The sequence below is a fragment of the Sulfurisphaera tokodaii str. 7 genome, from assembly GCF_000011205.1.
Lineage (GTDB): Archaea > Thermoproteota > Thermoprotei_A > Sulfolobales > Sulfolobaceae > Sulfurisphaera > Sulfurisphaera tokodaii.
Genome location: NC_003106.2, coordinates 1,359,462 through 1,381,104, shown reverse-complemented (window position 1 = coordinate 1,381,104; position 21,643 = coordinate 1,359,462). Strand labels below are relative to the sequence as shown.

Below are 21,643 nucleotides of genomic sequence, written 5' to 3'. Positions count from 1 at the left end.
GACGATCATATACTGGAAAATTTATGATAACACCTAAAATGGTGCCAGCAGATGTTTTCATACCTAGATTAGCACAGTATCTAAGAGAAAATGTAAAAGAACTACAACCGGCTGAATGGTCCTACTTTGCTAAAACCTCTAGCTTTAATGAAAGAGTTCCAGATAATCCAGAAATCTGGTGGTATGTAAGGGCTGCTTCTTTATTACGAAAATTATATTTCATCTCACCCTTAGGAGTTGGAACTACAAGAAGATTATATAGTGGACTAAAGAGAAGAGGAGCTAAACCACCGAGAACAGTTAAGGCACCTGGTCATGCTAACAGATTAATTTTACGCCAATTAGAAAAAGCTGGATTAGTTATAAGAACGAAAAAAGGTAGAGTTTTATCACCTAAAGGAAGATCACTTTTAGATAAATTATCATACGAAATGTTTAAAGAGTTGGCTGAGAAAAAACCAGAATTGAAAAAATACTTAGAATAAGGTGATGAAAATGAGTGACGAATATGACGCAGAATTAGATGAATTATTAAGAAGAAAGGCTCTCGAACAACAAAGAAAAGCATTGGAAGAGCAACAAAGAAAAGCTGAGTTAGAGGCAAAAAAAGATGCTATTCTAAGAGTCATCCTAACACCAGAAGCCAGACAAAGATTAGCTAATGTTAAATTAGTTAAACCAGAGTTAGCTGAAGCCATAGAAAATCAACTGATAGCTTTAGCACAATCTGGAAGAATACAAGCGCCAATAACTGATGAAGAATTGAAAGAAATATTAGCACAATTAACTAATCAAACTAGAAAAGATTATAAGATTACAATTAGGGAAAGGGGTTGGAAATGAGTAAAAATAAACCTTTGGGGAGAAAATTAAGATTGGCTAGAGCATTAAAAAGTAATTCACCAGTACCAGCATGGGTTATAATAAAAACAAATGGAAAGTTTAGATATAACTTCCACAGAAGAGATTGGAGAAGAAATGATTTAAAGGTGTAAAAAATGAAGGAGAAGGATAATTTCGAAATGGTAATCAATTTCAAGAGAGCTTTCATGGGAAGAAGAAATCAAAGAACCAAAAGAGCAATCAAAATGATAAGAAATATAGTACAAAGACATTTTGGAGCCGAGAAAGTAATAATTGACCCTCTATTAGCTAAGAGTATAACATATAACGGAAGAGACAAAATAGTAAGAAAAGTAAGAGTAGCAGTAAAAAAGATAGGAGAAAAAACATATTTAGTCAGACTTGCATTAAAGAGTGAATGATCATAGATAAGTTAACTATTTTTGGAACCGATAACATAGGGATATATATCTTTACTAATGATAAATATACTATAGTTCCTAAAAATTTGGATGTTGAAACAATCCAAAAAATCCAAGAAACTTTCAAAACAGAAATAATACAGACAACTATTGCTAAAAGCTTCCTTATAGGAATTTTTGTAGCTGGCAACAATAATGTTATATTATTACCCAGAAATGTTGATGATGAAGAAGTAAAGAAGATAAAAGATATAGCTAGAGATGTTAGAGTAGAAATTTTAGATATAAGACCAACTGCTTTAGGAAACATAATTCTCACTAATTCTTATGGGGCTTTAATTTATCCAGAGTTAAGTAGCATCGAATTTAAAAAAATAAAGGAAAGTCTACAGATTGATAATATAGAAAAAGGAAGCATAGCTAATATTATAACTGTAGGTTCTGTAGGAGTTATAACTGATAAAGCTGGTTTAGTTCACATAGATACAACAGAAGAAGAACTCGATAAATTAAGTAAATTATTTAGAGTAAAAATAGATACTGGTACTGTTAATTTTGGCAGTGCTTTTATCCATAGTGGTTTAATAGCAAATAGGAATGGAGTTCTAGTAGGTTCAGCAACAACAGGACCAGAGATTTTAAGAATCCAAAGAGCTTTTAGTGATTGAGATGAGTGAGATAAAAACTTACGTCATAAGAGCAATAGTAACATTTAATGCTTCACATTATCCAATGAAACAAAAAGTAGTTAAGTATGTAAGAGCATTAAATGAAAAACAAGCATTAGAGTACTTGTATTCATATTTAGGAAGCAAGAACAAAGTAAAGAGATATAATATAAAGATAGAGGAAATAAAAGAGATACCAGTAGAAGAAGCAAAAGATAAAACAGTAAGAGATTTAGCAAAGTTAAATAAAATAATAATGTGATATTTATGAGTAATGAAGAAAATCAGCAAAAAGTAGTTGTCTCTTTAGAGGATTTATTAGCACAAGCAGATGCATTAAAAAAGTATATTGATTATTTACAGAAAACTTATGCTGAACTACAAGATAATATAATGTCAATAGACTCCTCATTACAAGCATTAAAAGAATTACAAAATAGTCAAGAGCTCTTAATGGTAGGGGACAAAAGAGGAAACGTAATATTCAAGGTTCAAGGTATAGATAAGGCAAAAGTTTTAGTTCACTTAGGTCTAGAATATTATGCAGAAGTAGACCCAGATTTTGCAACTAAAGTATTAAATGATAAAAAAAGTGAATTATCAAACGTTTTAAGTAACGTAGAAAAAGAATTAGCTAAATCTTTAGAAGCCTATAAAGAAATAGCTGACATACTTAATCAAGCACAACAACAATTGCAAGCTCAACAAAATAAAGGTGGATAATTTGTTTTGATAAATTAAAAAAAGCATTTAATAATTTATTAGATAAAATAAAAGGAGAAAGCAAACCTGAAGAAGAAAAGAAAGAAGAAACAAAACAAACCGCTCCAACTTTACAAATCGAAGAAGCAAAATCTCCTCGATTAGAAGAAACACAAACCCAACAAAAGCAGGAAATTACAAATCCTCCAGAAGGAGTTCAAATAGTAGAAAAAGAAGAGAAAAAAAATATAATTACCACAGAAGAAAAAAAATCTAGGTTTTCATTTTTTGATTTTATTAAATATAAAACTATTAAAGAAGAGGATATCCAGGATATATTAGAGGAACTTAGATACCAACTACTAGAATCTGATGTTTCGTATGAGGTTACTGAAAAAATATTAGATGATTTGAAGAATGCAATAATTGGGAAAAAAGTCACTAGAAGTGAAGATTTAGAGGAGCTAGTTACTAATTCATTAAAAAAATCAATAGAAGAAATATTAACAAAAAACCAGAGAATAGATCTAATAGAAGAAATAAGAAAAAGAAATAAGAAACCATATGTAATTGTTTTCTTTGGAGTAAACGGAGTAGGAAAAACAACTACAATAGCAAAAGTAGCATATTTATTAAAGAAAAATAAAATTTCGTGTATAATCTCAGCCTCTGATACATTTAGAGCCGCAGCTCAGGAGCAACTTGCATATCACGCAAGCAAGTTAGAAATTCCAATAGTAAAAGGAAAATATGGTGCTGATCCTGCATCTGTAGCTTTTGATGCTATTAATTCTGCAAAAAGTAGAAATATTGATGTAGTACTAATCGATACTGCGGGGAGAATGCATATTGATGAAGATCTAGTATCTGAGTTAAAAAGAATTGTAAAAATAGCAAAACCAGATTTACGAATTTTAGTTCTAGATTCATTAGCTGGGAATGACGCATTAGAACAAGCAAAATATTTTGAGAATAATGTAGGTTATGATGCCGTAATATTAACTAAAGTAGATGCAGATGCTAAAGGGGGTGTGATTCTATCCCTAGCATATGAATTAAATAAGCCAGTAATATATTTAGGAGTCGGACAAGATTATGACAGTCTAATACCGTTTGATGCTGAATGGTTTATAAAAAGGCTTTTTAGTAGTTAAAGTTAATAACTAAACGTTTAACTATATCGTATATGAGTCTTTCACAAAGGTTAAAGAATTTAAGAGAAGATTGGAAAAGAATAATTTCCGTAGCTAAGAAACCTGAAAAAGACACATTAAATCAAAGTATTAAGCTTACCTTACTTGTTATGGCAATTGTAGGAATAATTGCTTATATTATTCAATTGACAGTAGCCCTATTACTACACTAGGGTAATAATTATGGAAAGGCCTAGATTCTCCAACTATTATGCTGTTAGAGTAACTGGAGGGCAAGAGATAAATGTTGCATTAATGATTGAAGAAAGAATAAAGACAAATAATATAAAAGAAGTATATTCTATAATAGTACCACCTAATGTAAAAGGCTATGTGATTTTAGAAGCTACTGGACCCCACGTGGTTAAGCTTGTATCGCAAGGTATAAGACATGTCAGAGGATTTGCACAAGGTCTTGTACAAAAAGATGATATAATTAAATTCATTTCTAAAACCACAATTGCCCCAGCATATAAAGTAGGTGATATGGTAGAAGTTACTTCTGGACCCTTTAGAGGTATGCAAGCTCAAGTAGTTAGAATAGATAGTGCCAAAAATGAAGTAGTTTTAAATATTTTAGAATCATCTTTCCCCTTACAAGTTACAGTTCCAATAGATCAAGTCAAACCTGTGAAAAAATAGGTGAGAATAGATGCCTACAAAATCAATTAAAATCGTGGTTGAAGGAGGAAATGTAAAACCAGGTCCACCATTAGCTCCTACACTGTCACAATTAGGACTTAATGTAGGAGAAGTAGTAAAAAAGATAAATGATGCAACTTCTCAATTTAAAGGAATGTCAGTACCAGTAACATTAGAAGTAGATACTGATACAAAGAAATACGAAATAAAGGTAGGAATACCAACTACTACTTCATTATTGTTAAAATTTGCAAATGCAAGTGAACCCTCTGGAGATCCAGCACACAAAAAAGTAGGCGATATAAAATTTGAGGATATAATCCAGGTAGCGATAATGAAAAAGCCCCAAATAACAGCAAAAACATTAAAAGCCGCAGTAAAATCAATCTTAGGTACAGCTCATTCTATAGGTTTAACAGTAGATAAGAAAAGCCCTAAAGAATTAGTTAAAGCCGTAGATGAAGGAAAATATGATGATTTATTAGCCAAATATGAACAAAAATGGAATGAAGCAGAAGGGTGAAGAACATGTTAGCCAGTAAGGATAGTTTAGTAGAAGCTCTTAAAGTTGCTCTTAATCCAGAAAATAACCCTAAAAGGAATTTTACACAAAGTGTTGAACTCATAGTTACATTTAAAGGAATTGATATGAAAAAAGGTGAGTTAAAACTTAGAGAAATCGTACCATTACCAAAAGAACCTTCAAAACCAAGAAAAGTTTTAGTAATACCAGCTTTTCAACAAATAGAATCTGCAAAAAAAGCAGAACCAAACGTATTGCTTACAAAAGAAGAATTGCAGAAACTTCAAGGACAAAAAAGAGCTATTAAAAAACTGGCAAGACAGAATGATTGGTTCCTTGTAGCACAAGATTCTATGGCTTTAGTAGGTAGAATTTTAGGTCCTGCATTGGGTCCGAGAGGAAAATTCCCTACACCACTACCAAATGCCGCAGATATTACAGAGTATATTCTTAGATTCAAAAGATCAACGCTAGTAAAAACAAAAGATCAACCACATGTCCAAGTGTTTATAGGTACAGAGGATATGAAACCAGAAGATTTAGCCGAAAATGCATTAGCTGTACTTAATACAATAGAAAACAAAGCAAAAGTTGAGGCAAACTTAAGAGCTATATATGTAAAAACTACAATGGGTAAAATAGTTAAAGTAGAATTAAAGAAGTGAGAATCATGGCAGTTATAACGCAAGAAAGAAAAATAGCGAAATGGAAAATTGAAGAAGTAAAGGAACTTGAACAAAAACTAAGGGAATACCATACAATAATAATTGCAAATATTGAAGGATTCCCAGCTGATAAATTGCACGATATTAGGAAAAAAATGAGAGGAATGGCAGAAATTAAAGTTACAAAGAATACATTATTTGGAATAGCCGCGAAAAATGCTGGTTTAGATGTATCCAAATTAGAACCTTATTTAACTGGTCCTAACGCTTTTATATTCACGAATAAAAACCCATTTGAAATTCAATTATTCCTTTCAAAGTTTAAACTAAAAAGGTACGCAATGCCTGGTGACAAAGCTGATGAAGAAGTAGTTATTCCCGCTGGAGATACTGGAATGCCTGCAGGTCCAGCATTAAGCATATTTGGAAAATTAAAAATAAAGACTAAAGTTCAAGATGGGAAAATTCATGTCACACAAGATACTGTAATAGCTAAACCAGGAGATCCAATTCCTCCAGATGCTATACCAATATTACAAAAACTAGGAATAATGCCTGTTCATATAAAACTTAATATAAAAGTAGCTTATGATAATGGTCTAATTATACCAGGGAATCAACTATCTATCAACTTAGATGATTATAAGACAGATATAATGAAAGCTTATCAATCAGCATTCGGATTAGCAGTAGAAATAGCATATCCAATACCAGATGTTCTAAAAGTCTCAGCAGAAAAAGCTGCAAGAAATGCTTTATCATTAGCTGCGGAAATTGGATTTATAACACCAGAGACTGTGCAAGCTGTATTCTCTAGAGCTATATCAAAAGCTTATGCACTAGCAAGTGCAATAAGCGGAAAAGTAGATTTAGGAATTCAAGTGCCGCAAACCCAACAAGCACCAGCTCAACAAGCTGAGAAGAAAGAGGAGAAGAAAGAAGAGGAAGAAAAGAAAGGACCAAGCGAAGAAGAAATAGGTGGAGGACTATCCTCATTATTCGGAGGATGAATTTATATATTAGTTAATACCTTTATGGTGTGATAGATATGGAATATATATATGCTAGTTTACTCTTACACTCAGCCAAAAAAGAAATAAACGAAGAAAACCTAAAAAATGTATTAACAGCTGCAGGTATAACAGTAGATGAGGTAAGACTAAAGGCTGTAGTCGCAGCATTAAAAGAAGTAAATATAGATGAGGTATTAAAGAATGCTACTGCAATGCCAGTAGCAGTAGCTGCAGCACCAGCAGCGGCACCAGCTCAACAAGCTGAGAAGAAAGAGGAGAAGAAAGAAGAGGAAGAAAAGAAAGGACCAAGCGAAGAAGAAATAGGTGGAGGACTAGCTTCCCTCTTTGGTTAAAAATCTTTTTTAATACAAACTCTTTTAATCTGCTTCTTAATTACTTAGATTATGGTTCAAGTTAATGAAAATGAGTATCGTTTGAAATTCTTTTTAAATAATAATTATAACAGAAAGATTTGCCAAGTTTGTCAAACACCATTTTGGACTAAGGATAAAGAAAGAAACGTTTGTGCTGATATACCTTGCACAGATTACTACTTTTTTGATTTAAATATTAAGAGCCCACCATTAACTGTAAGAGAAGCAAGACAAAAATTCCTCAAATTCTTTGAGAAAAAAGGTCATACAATTATTCCACCAAAACCAGTATTAGCACGATGGAGAGAGGATTTATATCTTACAATAGCGAGTATAGTTGATTTTCAACCTTTTGTAACTAGCGGAATAGTACCACCACCAGCAAACCCACTTGTTCTCTCCCAGCCCTGTATTAGATTGGAAGATGTAGATAATGTAGGAGTTACTTTTGGAAGACATTTAACAACATTTGAAATGGCTGCCCATCATGCGTTTAATTATCCAGATAAGCAAATATACTGGAAAGATGAAACAGTTGAATTGTCAAAGGAGTTCTTTGTAGAAGAAATAGGTATACCAGAAGAGGAATTAAATTATAAGGAATCTTGGTGGGAAGGAGGAGGAAATGCAGGTCCGTCATTTGAAGTAACTGTAGGAGGATTAGAATTAGCAACACTAGTATTTATGCAATATGAGATAAAAGATGGTAACTACGTACCTTTAAAATTAAAAATAGTTGATACAGGTTATGGAGTAGAAAGAATAGCATGGTTTACCCAAAAGACTCCCACAGCATTCCATGCAATTTACGGTAATTTAGTGTATACTTTCTTTAATAAGATAGGAGCTCCTCTAGTAGATGACGAATTACTAAAAACAGCAGCAATACTTGCTGGTAGAATAGACCCAGATAAACCAGAAACAATTAAAAGGCACAGAGAAGAAGTAGCAAAGAAACTTGGATTAGATTTAAAATATGTAGATCAAGAACTAACAAGAGCTGCTAGAGTATTCCAAGTATTGGATCATACTAAAACTATAGCGTTAATGCTTGCCGATGGTCTCGTTCCATCAAACTCTGGAGAAGGATACTTAGGAAGATTATTGATTAGAAGAGCATTAAGAGTACTAAGATTATTAGGAAGTGATATAAAACTTTATGAATTGGTTAAAGAACAAATAGAATATTGGAAGGAAGATTTTCCACAGTTGTTAAAGAATAAAGACTATATCCTTGATGTAGTTAATTTAGAGCAAGAAAGATTTAACGAAACATTATCAAAAATATCACTTACAGCTTCTTCTTTATCTAGAAGAAAAGAAATCTCCGTGGATGATTTAGTAAAACTTTATGATTCAAATGGTATTCCCCCAGATTTACTAGTTGAAGAAATAAGAAAGATAAATCCAGAAATAAAAGTTGAAGTACCTTACAATTTCTATGGCTTAGTAGCAAAAAGACATCAAACCGTACCATTAAAAGATACTAAAAAAGAGAAATTACCTAAAGATGTTATTGATTTGGCAGAAAACTTACCCCCTACCAAAAAATTATATTATGAAGATCAATATAAAAGATCATTTACAGCTAAAGTAGTTAGTGTATATAAAAACTACCTTGTACTCGATCAAACTACATTCTATCCAGAAGGAGGAGGACAAATAGGAGATACGGGGATAATTAAAGATGAAAAAGGAAATACTTACCAAGTAGTTGATACACAAAAAGTAAAAGATGTTATATTCCATATACTTGATAAGGAGCCGTCTCTAAAAGAAGGAGATGAAGTCTATGGAGAAATAGATTGGCAAAGGAGATATAGAATAATGAAACACCATACAGTAACTCACGTAATTCTTTCTGCAGCCAGAAAAGTACTAGGAGAACATGTATGGCAAGCGGGAGCAGAAAAAACACCGCAAAAAGGAAGATTAGATATAACACACTATAAATTACCCACTGAAGAAGAGATCAAGAAAATAGAAGACTTAGCTAACTATATAATAAATGATAGGAGGTCTGTAAGACCTCTAATAATAAACAGAACTGAGGCAGAAATGAAATATGGCGTTTCAATTTATGCTGGTGGAGTTCCTGAAGGAGCTGATGTAAGACTAATTGAAATAAAGGATTGGGATATTGAAGGATGCGGAGGAACCCATTTATCTAATACTTCAGAAATAGGAGCTTTAAAGATAATTAACGTGGAGAAGATCCAAGATGGCGTAATAAGACTAGAATATGTTGCCGGAGATGTTGTGGCTCAATATGCTAGACAAGAAGAAGATAAATTAAAAGAAATTTCCAGACAACTTTCTACTTCACCAGAACAAATAGAAGTAAGACTAAAGAGATTCCTAGAGGAATACAAGGAAAAAGAAGAATTATTGAATCAATACAGGAAAATGATGCTACAAGAAATAGAGAATATAAGCAAAAAAGAGACTGTAAATGGCGTTACAATTTATATAATTAATCTGTTTGATGAAGAATTAAGAAAAGAAGCAATGAGAAAATTAACAATGAATCAAAAAAGTATAGTTGTAAATATATCTAATAAAGGAAATAATAACGTGGTTGAAATAGCTACATCTAATGACCTAAGAGTCGATAAAATTATCGAAGCTTTAAGAAGAGAAGGAGGAAAAGGAGGAGGAAAAGGGACATATGGAAGTATAACAACACAACTAAATGTTGATAAAATTGTCAATACAATTAAATCAACAATTAATAATGGCATATGAGGACTATAAATACCTATTAAACAGAGGATATAATAGAAAGCCAGCCTTAGATTTAGTTACCGCTAGATACAACTTAAGTAAAAAGGAAAGGCTTTTATTATACAGATGCACTCATTCTAATAAAGAGATAGAAGAGGTAAAAAGAAAAATAGTTATTAACCCAAGTGAAATAGCAATTGACGGATATAATATAGCAATAACATTACTTTCTGCTATTTATGAAGATGAGATATTTTTATGCGATGACGGATTTTATAGGGATTTGGGATTAGGAAAAAGAAAAAATGACCCAGAAATACTTGAGGCACTTATTCTTGTTAATGAATACTTAAGTCATAAAGATATAAAATCTATAATTCTACTCGACTCTCAAATAAGTAAAAGTGGAGAATTAGCTTCTAAGCTTAGAAAACTAGGAATCAACGTCGAGGTTGTAAATAAAACAGATAAAATCCTATTACTTAGGAAAGAAGTAATAGTAAGTAATGATTTCTTGATTTTAAACAAAGCAGAAAGAGTATATGATCTTTTAGGAGAAATAATAGGTAACATATGGAATATTAAGGTTTTCAAAATACCCCCAACATAAGATAACAAAAAAGCTATAAGATAAAATATATAATTTTATAGCGGACCCGTAGCTCAGCCAGGACAGAGCGCCGGCCTCCTATTTTGGCCGGTGTATAAAGAAGACAGCCGGTGGTCCCGGGTTCAAATCCCGGCGGGTCCGCTATATATTTAAGTTCAAAAGCAGATTATTCTTTTGTGTTAAATGAACTATTAGATATAATTCATGACTTGAATGAAGATAGAATAATAGAAGCAGCCAATAAAACATTACAATTAATCAAGGATAAAGATGAGGAAGATATTATAAAAATAGCCGCAGAAATAGAAAAGGAAATAAGAGCTATAAAAGAGGATGATGAAATATATTATATAGTTAAACCGGAAACATTAGAAGAACTAAAAAGAATTAACCAGGAATTGAAAGATGTAAGAATGAGAAAAATAAAAGTATTGATAAAGGATATATTAAAGAGATTAAGCAATAATAATGTTATTATAGTTGAAGCATTAAAACCTAAAACAGAAATCAGGCCACATACTTACATTTGAGCACATCTTACGAATCTCCCAATATCACTCTAGCTAAATGTTTTCCAATAAATATTTCTGGTGTCAACTCTTCTAATACTTTATTTCCACCAATTAACTTATCTAAAAGAGTAGCTCTATATGCAAGAAAAGAATAAATAAATAATTTCCTTTCTTTTAATTCAAATGAAATTAAATATTTAAAATTATCACCTAAAATCCTATATTTCACTATTCTATCATATATAAAAGGACCTTCTAATTTTCCTACTAAACTTCTTTTAAGAACTAGACCAGTAATATCTTTTTTAAAGGGCAAAAGAAAAATCACCTTATTATCACTAGCTATGTTAAACAATAACCTAGGATTTGTAAGCAACTCTATAATTGAAATAGGGTCTTTTATTTCTAATATTTCTGAAAACGTAAAAACTTGCCATTTTGATTCACGGTTCTTAGTTATTATCATCTTGCTTATATATCAATTATAAAATATATAAAGCTTGAAATATCAATATTAACAATAAAAAGTAAAAATAAGAGTAGATTTCCTTAGTGTAGCAAAGTTTAAATAGAAACTTAATGAATGAAAGACTATTATCTCTTCATGATTATATTAACAAAAAAGAACTTCATGAGCTAAGTGAAAGAATTACTATGTATATCATACTATGAGACAAATTTAGTTTATTTATATAAAAATCTTAAAATAAAGCAAAAGGTAATCAGATTAATGCTCATGCCAAGATCATAAATGACGAAGCTCCTGATCCAACATTATACGACTTAACCAAGATTTAATTCCTAGAACTTAGAAATTTTCATAATATTTACTATAAAATATCATTTAACTAATGTTTAATCCTACAAAATATTTACAAATTACTAAGAATAAATTCACAACATAAATTAACTTCCGATGCTCACTAATATCAATGCTAAACTAGAGCTTTATGATTAGACAAGCCAATTAACATTTAGATAATTCACAGTATTTTCTCGATATTAAAACTAATATTAATTCACTTTATTTAGCAGATTTCATTAATATAGAAAATTAAGAAATTTATTTTATGAATAAATTTTTCAATATAATTCTTAGTTTTATGTTTGTTACCGAAGTACATCTGACTAAAAAGAGCTATAATCAAATTAATGTTATGCCAAGATGTAGTGATTTCCCAATAACTACTACTTATTTCACAACTTATTATAATCTTGAACTCTATCCTTTTTATGCCTTCTTTGGATTTTATTCATGTGTAATACTATTTATAAATTCTTTAATTATATGAATGTATATCTCTGGGTTAATCTTTATATTAAATATGTTAATTAATGTTTTGGAATAGATTTAAATATTTAAAATAATAGAATAAAATATGGCAGTTGAAACAGCACCCTCCTTAAGCTCCTTAGGCGGAATATTAGGAGGAATCATAGGCGGAGAAATAATACTAGATCAACAACAAGCTAATTGCGTAATAGAAAACCTAAAAAGATACAACTCACTAGAAACAGCACAAAGATACGAGATTTACCCCGCAATAGCCTCAAGTAGAAGAGTATTAAAAGAAGCCTCAAACTCCCCAGAAAAAATCTTCAGACAAGGAATACTCATAAAAACAACAGACACGGGAGATTGGTTTTACATAGGCGGAATCTCCCCATACTGGTCCCCAGACCAACTAATAGTATACCAAGGAGGATCACAAGCAACATCACCAGGAAAACTAAATAGAAAAACAATCGACGACCTAGCAGACAAAGGACTAGGAGCAATACCACTAATCAAAACAAAAACACCACCAACATGGTACAACCCACCACTATTCAAAAACTGCCAAGGAACATTCAACATCTTCTGGAACTACCTAGCAGAATTCCAGGGAGGCATACTAACAATATTTACCAACGCACCAATGGTAATGCATTATAGTCAGTTACTGGCTCTTGGAAAGGCTAGTTTAACATATTCATCGGGGGGTAGTTATTATCTTTCTATAGCTGCTAGAAATGATGTAATGCGTCCTGCCTCAGATACATATCCTTACATCTACTTTGCCTATGGCACTAACCCAGTGGTGGCAAAGAGTCACGGTTTGAAAATCTACCCCGGTTTTACATTTGATACTGTGACTAAAGAGGTCTTATCAAATTGTAGCGAAATAATGCCTAAGCAATATTGTTCTTTAAGTTTCCTAGACACTAGGTTTAATGATATTGATATTGGTGCTCTTGTTTATGCTGTGTTACCTTGTGGTACATCTTGCTCCCAGTTTGGTTTAGCTGGGTTAATTCTTGGTATTTCTCAAATAACAATTAAGGGTGTACAACTAGTTTATCTAAGAATTGCTCAGCCTCCTTCTGACTTAACTACTACTGCTATAATTGAGTGGGCTAAGATGATGAACGTTTATGATTCACTAAATAGTCTCATGGGTGCGAGTAAGAGGTTTAAGAAGGCTGTTTCTGATCTTTCTCTTGCGTTTCCGCAGTTTATTGCTACTGCTGCTGCACTCATTGTGGATTGGGTTGAGGTTTCTTATGATGATGGTTTAAAAGAGGCTGAGGAGAAGGCTAAGGAGTTGAAGGAGATGTATGATAAGGTTGTTGATGAACTGGCTGGTAAGCCCCCATCAATAACCAATAGGTACGTTTATAATCAGTGGTGGAAGTATAAGACTAGAGTAGAGGAGTGTGCTAAAGAAATAATACTAAACAACCCAGATATAACATATGAAGAACTATTAAATGAAGTAGACCAGTGCGCAATGTTAGTAAATTGCTCTAATAAAGCTCTGAATTATTAACTACAATCCTGTTTTCTTAACTTTTTAGTTAAATATCATCAGATGAGAATACCATGCTAAGTCCTTAAGAGAGAATTTTACAAGTTACAATACGTTAAAGAATAAGTAAGATACATGACTTAAAATACAGATATAAGGCATACAAGGATTTTATGTCAGTAGTATTTTAGAAAATTTAAAGAGCTCAATACTACTTCTAAAAACAATAATTAAAGCTCAAAATATTACTCGTATTTTAACAAGTTAAATCTATATTATATTCATACTTAATTACAGTAATATTCTGTTAGATTTGCTCAAATGAATTAATTTTCAAAAATGGAAAAAGATGTTTTATTTTAACAAAAATACAACAAATAAGGATTGATTAAAAAGAAAAGATCAGTAACATTCTTTGATTAAACGTAATGCTCAACTAAGATAATCCTAGTATAAATCGTCATAATCCCTTAGAATTTAATTACATTTTTAACTTCAATGTTTGCTACTAAATCTTTTAAATAAATAGGCTATTACATTAGTTACCCAAGCAATTACCAAACCTACTCCAACTCCTCTAAAGTATATATTGCCTTTAAGATATCCGATTAAAATAAATATAATGCTTAAAAATAGCTCGAGCAATATTAATGCTATAAGTAGATTCTCCTCCAAAATTCTTCTTCTCCATTCTAATAAAATCAATTTCTTAGTCATTTGCATCCTCTCCTATCTTCTTTAAGTAATTGTTTTCTACATATTTATAGAATGCTAAAGCTATAGTACTTAATATAAAGAAAATAACTACAGCTAATTTAGAATATTTTACTATTAATGCCCCTATTGCTGTTATAATTATTACATGCAACACTATGTTTATTATATGTCTTTTCCATAAATATTTCTTTTTTAAGCAGTTTAATATATAATTTTTTCTATAGTTAGAGTGTGTATACGGTTTAACCATAATAAATTATTTAACTTCTCCTTAGTTTTTCAAACGTATATAAGAGGCGTTATATACTAAACCTTTAATAACCTAAGTTTGCAAATGTGGGAGTGTTAGAGTAATTCCTTCTTTGAGAAGATAGTTAATTTAATTGATTTGCAAACTAATGAAAATATTATGCTTAAAGTAATAATGCGTGTAAATAAACTAAGAAGAAAGATTAGGACATATAAATATAATTTATAGTGAAGATAAAGATATAACTACAAATAATTATTAAATTAGTTTAATGCAGTTTTCTTTTACTGATTGAAAGTATACTAAGAGTATTATCAGTTATAGTCTAAAAGTCCTAGGAGTAAGAATAAATTTTTTATAAAAAGGTAGCCGGGCTGGGATTTGAACCCAGGTCCGAGGGGCCAAAGCCCTCGATCCTTGACCACTAGACGACCCGGCTAATAATAATATTAGAAAGTAGATTTAAAAAGTGAATGGCTTTCTTTTATTACAAAAGCATCTTTAAAAGTCATTAGTTTATTATGAACCTTTAAATCTTACCTATCAAAAAATATTAAGAGGTTAGTTGTTTTGATAATGAAGTTTTTTAAACGGAAGGACGATGATAACTCTATAACGGTTACTGATGATTTTGGGGAATGGTTAATTATAAGAAAGAACTCTAACGCATCGTTGATTAAGAGTATAATAGAAAAAACAATGAAGAAACTGAAAGTCAAGGATTGGAACCTTAGTTTATTATATTACGTTGAGGATGAAAAAATTAAGGGATTATTCTCTGTAAAAGGTATGCTAACTTTCTCAGAACACATTAGAGAGTTAGATTTTTACAATGCACTTAAGAACGTAACTTCTGATTATTTGACCTTAGGTGAGGTAAGATTAAGTAGATTAAGAGCTTGCAACACTACTTTTCTTTTCTTTTCAACTGATATGTTAATAAAGAAGCAGTCAAAGATAGATGAGGATTATATTAAGATGCTCTTACCTCCTAGGGGAGCTTATGGATATGAAATACCTTATGCTATGAAAGATCTATTCATCAAGATAACTGAAAGAACCTTAGAAACTAGTTGTCATTCTGTTTCTTTAACACTAAATAATGGGAGCTTTGAATCTATTTATCAATGCAGGGCTTTTAGGGAAATTGATACAGAAATATTAAAAGATACATTTTCATATTTTTCAGTAGAGCAGCCCAATGTTACTTTGAGAACTACCTCTCCGAGAAATGTAGAAATTCAAGTAAATATTCCAAAATTTAAGACTAAATATTTAATACCACTATTATGGGGTAACATATTAGCATCTAATATTGTTTGCTAAAATACTACTTATTTATATACCTTTTTTCTAATCTTAAACATGAGATTATGATAAAAGTAGCTGATCTTAATATTCCTGTTATAGAAGATTTCGACATAAATGGGAGAAAAGTTTTACTAAGAATAGATATAAATTCACCCGTAGACCGAAAAACTGGAAAATTATTAGATGATTCCAGAATTAAAGCCCATGCTGAAACAATTAGAGAATTACTCGATAAGCAAAATTCTGTAGTAATAATTTCCCACCAAGGTAGACCAGGAGATGATGATTTTATTTCTTTAGAAGAACACTCTAAAATCCTATCTAAATATGTTGGTAGGGAAATTGAGTTCGTCGATGATGTTATAGGTCCTTATGCTAGAGAAAAAATATCTAAACTAGGTAAAGGGGAAGCCATCTTATTAGAGAATGTTAGAATCGTATCTGAAGAATTAATAGAGGCTCCTCCACAACAGCAATCTAAAACTTTTTTAGTAAGAAAATTAGCCCCATTAGTCGATTTTTACATTAACGATGCTTTCGCAACAGCACATAGAAGCCAACCAAGTCTAGTAGGATTTCCTTTAGTAAAACCTTCAGCTGCAGGAAGAATAATGGAGAAAGAAGTTTCTGCATTATCTAAGATCTTTAACAAGGAAGACTCTCCAAAAATATTTGTTTTGGGAGGAAGTAAGGTTAGTGATACATTAAAGATAATTGAACACCTAGCAAAAAATAGAGTTGCTGATAGAATATTAACTGGCGGTTTAGTAGCAGAACTATTTGCTGTTGCGAAAGGTATAAATTTAGGTAAGCCTAATATGCAAGTTTTAGAGAATAAGGGTCTTCTGAGCCTAATTCCGAGAGCTAGAAAAATCTTGCTATCTGGTGCACCTATAGAAATCCCTGTTGACTTTACAGTGGAAAAACCTAGTGGAGAATTAAGCAATGATCCGGAGAATAATGTGAGTGGTATTATAAAAGATATAGGGAATACTACCATTGAAATTTATTCCTCTTTTATTAAGGAAGGCAAAGTCATTACATTAAGAGGACCTATGGGAGTTATTGAAGATGAAAGATTCAGAATTGGTACTAAAAGCTTACTGAAAGCCTCTATTGAAAGCCCGGGATATGTAATTATTGGTGGCGGTCATATGATAAGTATGCTTGATAAAGACGTAGAAATAAATCCAAATAAAATTCATGTATCTACCGGAGGAGGAGCGTTGCTTTTATTTTTAGCCGGTGATAAGTTACCGGCATTAGAAGCTTTACATATGTCATGGGTGATGCAAAGTGGAAAAAGTTAAGGTAGCTGTAAATGGTTACGGGACTATTGGAAAAAGAGTAGCTGATGCGATAAGATTACAACCAGACATGGAATTAATAGGAGTTGGTAAAACATCACCAAATTATGAGGCAATAATTGCCGATAAAAAAGGTATAAAGATATACACAGTAAAAGATAATATTGGTAAATTCGAAAAGTCTGGAATCAGAGTTGCAGGCACCATTGAAGATATGGTAAAAGAGGCTGATATAGTAGTAGATACTACTCCAAACGGAGTTGGAGCAACATATAAACCTTTATATCAAAGTCTCGGAAAGAACGCCTTATTTCAGGGCGGGGAAAAAGCTGACGTAGCTGATATATCATTCTCTGCTTTATGTAACTATGATGAGGCTAAAGGCAAAAAATATATCAGAGTTGTCTCATGCAACACAACTGGGATGCTAAGAATAATATGTACGATGAATAAGATTAGTAAAGTTGAAAAAGTTAGAGCTACAATAGTGAGAAGAGCTGCTGACCCGAAAGAGGTTAAGAGAGGCCCTATAAACTCTATTGTTCCAGATCCAGCAAGTGTACCTAGTCATCATGCTAAAGATGTTCTTACTGTAATAAAAGGAATTGATATAGTTACAATGGCTGTTATTGCTCCCACAACTCTAATGCATCTACACACAATGGTTTTAACAGTGAAAGATAAGGTTAACAGAGACGACATCATTAACACTTTCCTTAATACTCCTAGAATAATCCTGGTTAATTCCTCACGTACAACAGTTTCTTCTACTGCTGAAATTATTGAAGTTTCAAGAGATATGGGCAGAGTTAGATATGATATCCCAGAAGTTGTTGTATTTGAAGATTCTATCTATACTAATGGAAATGAAGTATTCTTAATGTATGGCGTTCATCAAGAGTCTATAGTAGTCCCAGAGAATATTGATGCTATTAGGGCTTCCCTTGGACTTATGGGAAAAGAGGAATCAATTAAAGTTACAAATGATACTTTAGGAATTATGAAAGGGTATCTATTATGACTGAGCCTACATATACCGTAAGTTTCTGGTTAAGAAAAATTTTAGTTCCGATAGACGGTTCAGAAAATAGCTTTAGAGCCCTAGATTTAGCTATAGACTTTGCCATGAGATACGGTTCTCAAATCTCAGTTATTCATGTATGTGAAGAGTGTAATGAACAAGCGATAAAAGAAAAAGTAGAAAAAAGAGTTAATGGAAGGGTAGATTATGAGTTTAAAATAATAAAATACTCAAGTAAAGAAAGTAGCATAAGTAATGAAATATTAAGATTTTTATCAGAAAATTCTTATGATGCAGTTATACTAGGTGCTAGAGGGCTATCAATAAATAGTGATATAAATATTGGCTCAATTGCTTTATCTATTTCAGTAAATGCACCAACAACAGTTATATTAGTTAGATAAGTAATGGTAGCATTTTTCCATTAGAATACTTTGATAAATCGACGCTGAATGTGTATTTGACCTCTAAATAATTCTTTCTAAATTCAATTACTTTTTTCTTTACTTCATTTGGATCTTTACCATCAATTGCCACTTCTCTCATTAGCTTTGCTATTTCTCTCATTTCTTCTTCTTTCATACCAAACCTGGTCATTTCTTGTACTCCTAACCTTATACCACTAGGATCTTTTACAGCACTAGGTGGATCATAAGGTAATAAGTTTTTATTAGTTATTATGTTAGCATCTTCGAACAATTTAGCTATCTTAGCACCTCCACCTAAGTTTCTAACATCCAGCACTACTTGATGGCTCTGAGTATAACCTAAATGCTCTCCTATAACCTTAAAACCTTCAGCTGCTAATGCCTCAGCAAAAGCCTTTGCATTTTTAGTTATTTGTTTTGCATAATCTTCACCAAAATACTTCATTTCAAGAGCAGTAACAGCAGTGGCTGGTAACCTATGTAAATGATGATTACTAACAAACCAAGGAAATATTGTGTCAGCAACTTTCTTAAATATTTCTTCTTCATTTGAAAATACAGCACCACCTTGAGGTCCAGGGAAAGTTTTATGCGTTGAAGAAGTCATAATATCTGCTCCTTCTTCTAATGGATTATGCCACGCTTTTCCAGTTATTAAACCATAAACATGAGCAGCATCATAGACTACTTTAGCTCCAACAGCATGTGCATGAGGGGCTAATTCTTTAACTGGATGAGGAAATAAATATAAACTTCCTCCCATTACAATAAATTTAGGCTTAATCTGTTCAATCATCTTTATGGCTTTATCTACATCTACATTCATTTTATCAGCATCATAAGGAAGTTCAATATGTTCTATGCCTAAAGCTCCCAATGTGCCAAATTTAGTATGACTTACATGGGCCCCAGCTTGAACTGGAGCAATTAATGCCTTTTCACCAGGGTTAGCTAGTACTCTAAACACAGCAGCATTTGCTATAGTCCCACTAGTAGCTCGTAAATCACAGAATTTAGTATTAGTAATTTCATTCATTAATTGCATAGCTAATGTTTCAACTTCATCAACATACTTTGTTCCTTGATAATATCTTTTATATGGCTTACCTTCTGCATATCTTGACATAAAGTCACTCATATAAACCGTTTCAGCTAAAGGGCTCATTACGTTTTCAGAAGCTATTAAATTTATTACCTCTGTTCTTCTCCATCTATTTTGTTCTCTTGTTAGCTCAATTACTTTTTCAAGCTCTTTAGGAATTTGACTCATATGGTTAAGTTAATTTTTCATAACTTTTAAACTTTGGCCCCTCTGCCTAACCTTAAATGGGCTTTACCTAATTCCTTATTCGCCAATGCTGCAAGTAAATTCAGTTCTCCCGCAAGAACAGTAGATGCTACAATTTCTGCAAATTTTCTTGCATTACTTCCAGGAGGATTACCTGGCCCATCTACTCTCATAATTGACAAAGCTTCCCTTTGAGTTGGTAATCTAGTACCCCCACCAATAGTACCAACTTCTAACGACGTTAAAGTCACAGAAATGTATAATCCATTATCTCGTATTTCAGTCCATGTGTACCCGGAACTGCTTTCAACGACTTGAGCTACATCTTGTCCAGTGGCTATAAAAATAGCTGTAACAATATTAGCAAAATGAGCGTTAAACTGAAACATTGTACCTGCCCTAGCTCCGCCTAACCAATTTTTCCTTAAATTAACTTCATGAATTAATACTGAATCAGATTTTAACACAGTCTTAATCACATCATTTGGAATTAATGCCTCTGCGACTACAGTCTTACCTCTACCATGCAGAGAATTTACTTGAGATTGTTTCTTATCACTACACATATTACCACTTACCGCCAAACATACAGCCCTTCCAAATTCTCTCTCAATAAACTCACATGCTTTCTCAGTAGCTACAGTAACCATGTTCATACCCATTGCATCACCCGTTTCAAAAACAAATCTAAGCCATACATTATTACCTAAAACGTATGGTTCTATGTTCATTAGCTTACCATGTGAAGTAGTGCTCTCTGCAATCTCTTTTATCTTTGAAAAATTATCCTTTATCCATTTTAGAAAATCAGCAACATCTTCTATGCTATTAAGTTTAAAAACTGGTGCTCTAGTCATTCCATCAAAAATTATCTTTACTCTTGCACCACCACTTTTAGTTATAGCTTTTGCACCCCTATTTACACTGGCTATTAACGCACCTTCAGTAGTTGCTAGGGGAACATAAAAATCTCCTTTAGCATAATCACCGTTTACTCTTAAAGGGCCTATAACGCCTACTGGTATCTGAATTCCACCTATAACGTTTTCTGCGTTTCTATTTTTTATCTCAGCATAATCAAGAATTGTTGATCCAATAGAAGGAAGTTTAGTATTTGTTAGTTTTTCTATAACTAATCTTCTAGCTACCATTGCAGCATTTGCTTCTAAAAAATTATCTATCTCATGAAGCTCGATCTCACCTTTAAGAGCCTTATTAACTACCTCATCAATTATCTCTTGCATTATCTATCACTCTAAATTTAATACCGTACTGTATTAAACCATTATTGGAATCAGCAGTAATTCTCCTTAGAACAGCTTCAACCTCAGCACCTTCTTTAATGTTATCAGTATCAGTAAGAGGGGCTAAAATCCTAACTCCTTCATCTAATTCTATTAATCCTACAGCCATAGGTAAAGCCTTTTCATACCCCTCACGTGACTGATAAGATATTGTGTATTCAATTAGTTTTCCGTGACCTCTTGAAACAATTTTCTTCACGTTAGTCGAACCGCATGAAGTACATAATTGCTGATAAGGATACATTATATTTCCGCATTTTTCACACTTGCCTAAAACAATTGAATATAAAGTTTCTTTTAACCTCCAATTTCTTGGAGGACTAATTTTCACTTTTAA

At 32.1% G+C, this 21,643-nt stretch carries 28 protein-coding genes and 2 tRNA genes; 23 read left to right on the top strand and 7 right to left on the bottom strand.

Going from position 1 to position 21,643, the window contains the following annotated elements:
• The first annotated feature begins 23 nt into the window (after window positions 1–23).
• The 18 genes from STK_RS07720 (at window position 24) to STK_RS07635 (ending at window position 10,909) form a co-directional block, all read left to right on the top strand.
• Window positions 24–485, top strand: a complete 462-nt coding sequence (locus STK_RS07720) for a 30S ribosomal protein S19e (RefSeq protein WP_010979419.1) — start codon at window positions 24–26, stop codon at window positions 483–485.
• 10 nt (window positions 486–495) lie between these two features.
• Window positions 496–843, top strand: coding sequence for a DNA-binding protein (locus STK_RS07715; protein ID WP_156014597.1), 348 nt, complete (start codon window positions 496–498; stop codon window positions 841–843).
• The gene (locus STK_RS07710; protein ID WP_010979417.1) at window positions 840–995 is read left to right on the top strand and encodes a 50S ribosomal protein L39e; all 156 of its coding nucleotides are present in this window, start codon (window positions 840–842) and stop codon (window positions 993–995) included. Before STK_RS07715 ends, STK_RS07710 begins: the two co-directional genes overlap by 4 nt.
• Window positions 996–998: 3 nt before the next feature.
• Window positions 999–1,265 (top strand): 50S ribosomal protein L31e, encoded by a 267-nt coding sequence (locus STK_RS07705; RefSeq protein ID WP_010979416.1) that lies wholly within the window; start codon window positions 999–1,001, stop codon window positions 1,263–1,265.
• Window positions 1,262–1,933 carry a translation initiation factor IF-6 gene (locus tag STK_RS07700; protein WP_010979414.1) on the top strand — a complete coding sequence of 224 codons (672 nt, stop codon included), beginning with the start codon at window positions 1,262–1,264 and terminating at the stop codon, window positions 1,931–1,933. Before STK_RS07705 ends, STK_RS07700 begins: the two co-directional genes overlap by 4 nt.
• Window position 1,934: 1 nt before the next feature.
• Entirely contained in the window at window positions 1,935–2,195 is a 261-nt protein-coding gene (gene rpl18a / locus STK_RS07695) for a 50S ribosomal protein L18Ae (RefSeq protein ID WP_052846956.1), read from the top strand.
• Between the two features lie 5 nt (window positions 2,196–2,200).
• Window positions 2,201–2,656 carry a prefoldin subunit alpha gene (gene pfdA / locus STK_RS07690; protein WP_052846955.1) on the top strand — a complete coding sequence of 152 codons (456 nt, stop codon included), beginning with the start codon at window positions 2,201–2,203 and terminating at the stop codon, window positions 2,654–2,656.
• 200 nt (window positions 2,657–2,856) lie between these two features.
• On the top strand, window positions 2,857–3,789 hold the full coding sequence (gene ftsY, locus STK_RS07685; RefSeq protein ID WP_232616551.1) for a signal recognition particle-docking protein FtsY: 933 nt from the start codon (window positions 2,857–2,859) through the stop codon (window positions 3,787–3,789).
• Window positions 3,790–3,821: 32 nt separating this feature from the next.
• Entirely contained in the window at window positions 3,822–4,001 is a 180-nt protein-coding gene (locus tag STK_RS07680; protein WP_010979410.1) for a protein translocase SEC61 complex subunit gamma, read from the top strand.
• A 10-nt stretch (window positions 4,002–4,011) separates the two neighbouring features.
• Window positions 4,012–4,470 carry a transcription elongation factor Spt5 gene (locus STK_RS07675; protein ID WP_010979409.1) on the top strand — a complete coding sequence of 153 codons (459 nt, stop codon included), beginning with the start codon at window positions 4,012–4,014 and terminating at the stop codon, window positions 4,468–4,470.
• A gap of 10 nt (window positions 4,471–4,480) precedes the next feature.
• Window positions 4,481–4,993, top strand: coding sequence for a 50S ribosomal protein L11 (locus STK_RS07670; RefSeq protein ID WP_010979408.1), 513 nt, complete (start codon window positions 4,481–4,483; stop codon window positions 4,991–4,993).
• A gap of 5 nt (window positions 4,994–4,998) precedes the next feature.
• Entirely contained in the window at window positions 4,999–5,658 is a 660-nt protein-coding gene (locus STK_RS07665; RefSeq protein ID WP_052846555.1) for a 50S ribosomal protein L1, read from the top strand.
• A 5-nt stretch (window positions 5,659–5,663) separates the two neighbouring features.
• Window positions 5,664–6,668, top strand: coding sequence for a 50S ribosomal protein L10 (locus STK_RS07660; RefSeq protein WP_084742658.1), 1,005 nt, complete (start codon window positions 5,664–5,666; stop codon window positions 6,666–6,668).
• A 38-nt stretch (window positions 6,669–6,706) separates the two neighbouring features.
• Entirely contained in the window at window positions 6,707–7,024 is a 318-nt protein-coding gene (gene rpl12p, locus STK_RS07655; RefSeq protein ID WP_052846954.1) for a 50S ribosomal protein P1, read from the top strand.
• 51 nt (window positions 7,025–7,075) lie between these two features.
• Window positions 7,076–9,790: an alanine--tRNA ligase gene (alaS, locus tag STK_RS07650; protein WP_010979404.1), complete on the top strand. Its 2,715-nt coding sequence runs from the start codon at window positions 7,076–7,078 to the stop codon at window positions 9,788–9,790.
• The gene (locus STK_RS07645; protein WP_232616454.1) at window positions 9,750–10,379 is read left to right on the top strand and encodes a DUF434 domain-containing protein; all 630 of its coding nucleotides are present in this window, start codon (window positions 9,750–9,752) and stop codon (window positions 10,377–10,379) included. Before alaS ends, STK_RS07645 begins: the two co-directional genes overlap by 41 nt.
• A gap of 42 nt (window positions 10,380–10,421) precedes the next feature.
• Window positions 10,422–10,520: transfer RNA gene (locus tag STK_RS07640), tRNA-Arg, on the top strand.
• 35 nt (window positions 10,521–10,555) lie between these two features.
• The gene (locus STK_RS07635) at window positions 10,556–10,909 is read left to right on the top strand and encodes a hypothetical protein (RefSeq protein WP_052846554.1); all 354 of its coding nucleotides are present in this window, start codon (window positions 10,556–10,558) and stop codon (window positions 10,907–10,909) included.
• A gap of 7 nt (window positions 10,910–10,916) precedes the next feature.
• On the opposite strand, the gene STK_RS07630 is transcribed toward STK_RS07635, so the two are convergent.
• Window positions 10,917–11,357, bottom strand: coding sequence for a hypothetical protein (locus STK_RS07630; RefSeq protein ID WP_010979401.1), 441 nt, complete (start codon window positions 11,355–11,357; stop codon window positions 10,917–10,919).
• 913 nt (window positions 11,358–12,270) lie between these two features.
• Here STK_RS07630 and STK_RS07625 point away from each other — a divergent pair.
• Window positions 12,271–13,701, top strand: a complete 1,431-nt coding sequence (locus STK_RS07625) for a hypothetical protein (RefSeq protein ID WP_010979399.1) — start codon at window positions 12,271–12,273, stop codon at window positions 13,699–13,701.
• A gap of 474 nt (window positions 13,702–14,175) precedes the next feature.
• Here STK_RS07625 and STK_RS07620 read toward each other — a convergent pair whose 3' ends face one another.
• The 3 genes from STK_RS07620 to STK_RS07610 form a co-directional block, all read right to left on the bottom strand.
• Window positions 14,176–14,397 carry a hypothetical protein gene (locus STK_RS07620; RefSeq protein ID WP_052846553.1) on the bottom strand — a complete coding sequence of 74 codons (222 nt, stop codon included), beginning with the start codon at window positions 14,395–14,397 and terminating at the stop codon, window positions 14,176–14,178.
• Window positions 14,390–14,548, bottom strand: coding sequence for a hypothetical protein (locus tag STK_RS15270; RefSeq protein WP_198429660.1), 159 nt, complete (start codon window positions 14,546–14,548; stop codon window positions 14,390–14,392). Before STK_RS15270 ends, STK_RS07620 begins: the two co-directional genes overlap by 8 nt.
• A gap of 465 nt (window positions 14,549–15,013) precedes the next feature.
• A tRNA-Gln gene (locus STK_RS07610) sits at window positions 15,014–15,086 on the bottom strand.
• Window positions 15,087–15,217: 131 nt separating this feature from the next.
• Here STK_RS07610 and STK_RS07605 point away from each other — a divergent pair.
• The 4 genes from STK_RS07605 to STK_RS07590 are packed head-to-tail and all read left to right on the top strand — an operon-like array spanning window position 15,218 to window position 18,690.
• Entirely contained in the window at window positions 15,218–15,973 is a 756-nt protein-coding gene (locus STK_RS07605) for a hypothetical protein (protein WP_069168147.1), read from the top strand.
• Between the two features lie 47 nt (window positions 15,974–16,020).
• Entirely contained in the window at window positions 16,021–17,268 is a 1,248-nt protein-coding gene (locus STK_RS07600) for a phosphoglycerate kinase (protein ID WP_010979397.1), read from the top strand.
• Window positions 17,255–18,286, top strand: a complete 1,032-nt coding sequence (locus STK_RS07595; RefSeq protein ID WP_010979396.1) for a phosphorylating glyceraldehyde-3-phosphate dehydrogenase — start codon at window positions 17,255–17,257, stop codon at window positions 18,284–18,286. The genes STK_RS07600 and STK_RS07595 overlap by 14 nt, the downstream gene beginning before the upstream one ends.
• Complete coding sequence (locus tag STK_RS07590) at window positions 18,283–18,690, top strand: universal stress protein (RefSeq protein WP_010979395.1); 408 nt, start codon at window positions 18,283–18,285, stop codon at window positions 18,688–18,690. Before STK_RS07595 ends, STK_RS07590 begins: the two co-directional genes overlap by 4 nt.
• Here the strand turns inward: STK_RS07590 and glyA are convergent.
• From glyA to STK_RS07575, 3 genes are read right to left on the bottom strand one after another with little or no spacing between them, the layout of a single operon-like run.
• On the bottom strand, window positions 18,683–19,984 hold the full coding sequence (glyA, locus tag STK_RS07585) for a serine hydroxymethyltransferase (RefSeq protein WP_010979394.1): 1,302 nt from the start codon (window positions 19,982–19,984) through the stop codon (window positions 18,683–18,685). The genes STK_RS07590 and glyA overlap by 8 nt on opposite strands.
• Window positions 19,985–20,010: 26 nt before the next feature.
• Window positions 20,011–21,246: a hydroxymethylglutaryl-CoA reductase (NADPH) gene (hmgA, locus tag STK_RS07580; RefSeq protein ID WP_010979393.1), complete on the bottom strand. Its 1,236-nt coding sequence runs from the start codon at window positions 21,244–21,246 to the stop codon at window positions 20,011–20,013.
• Window positions 21,230–21,637, bottom strand: a complete 408-nt coding sequence (locus tag STK_RS07575; protein WP_052846952.1) for a Zn-ribbon domain-containing OB-fold protein — start codon at window positions 21,635–21,637, stop codon at window positions 21,230–21,232. The genes hmgA and STK_RS07575 overlap by 17 nt, the downstream gene beginning before the upstream one ends.
• Window positions 21,638–21,643: the final 6 nt, after the last annotated feature.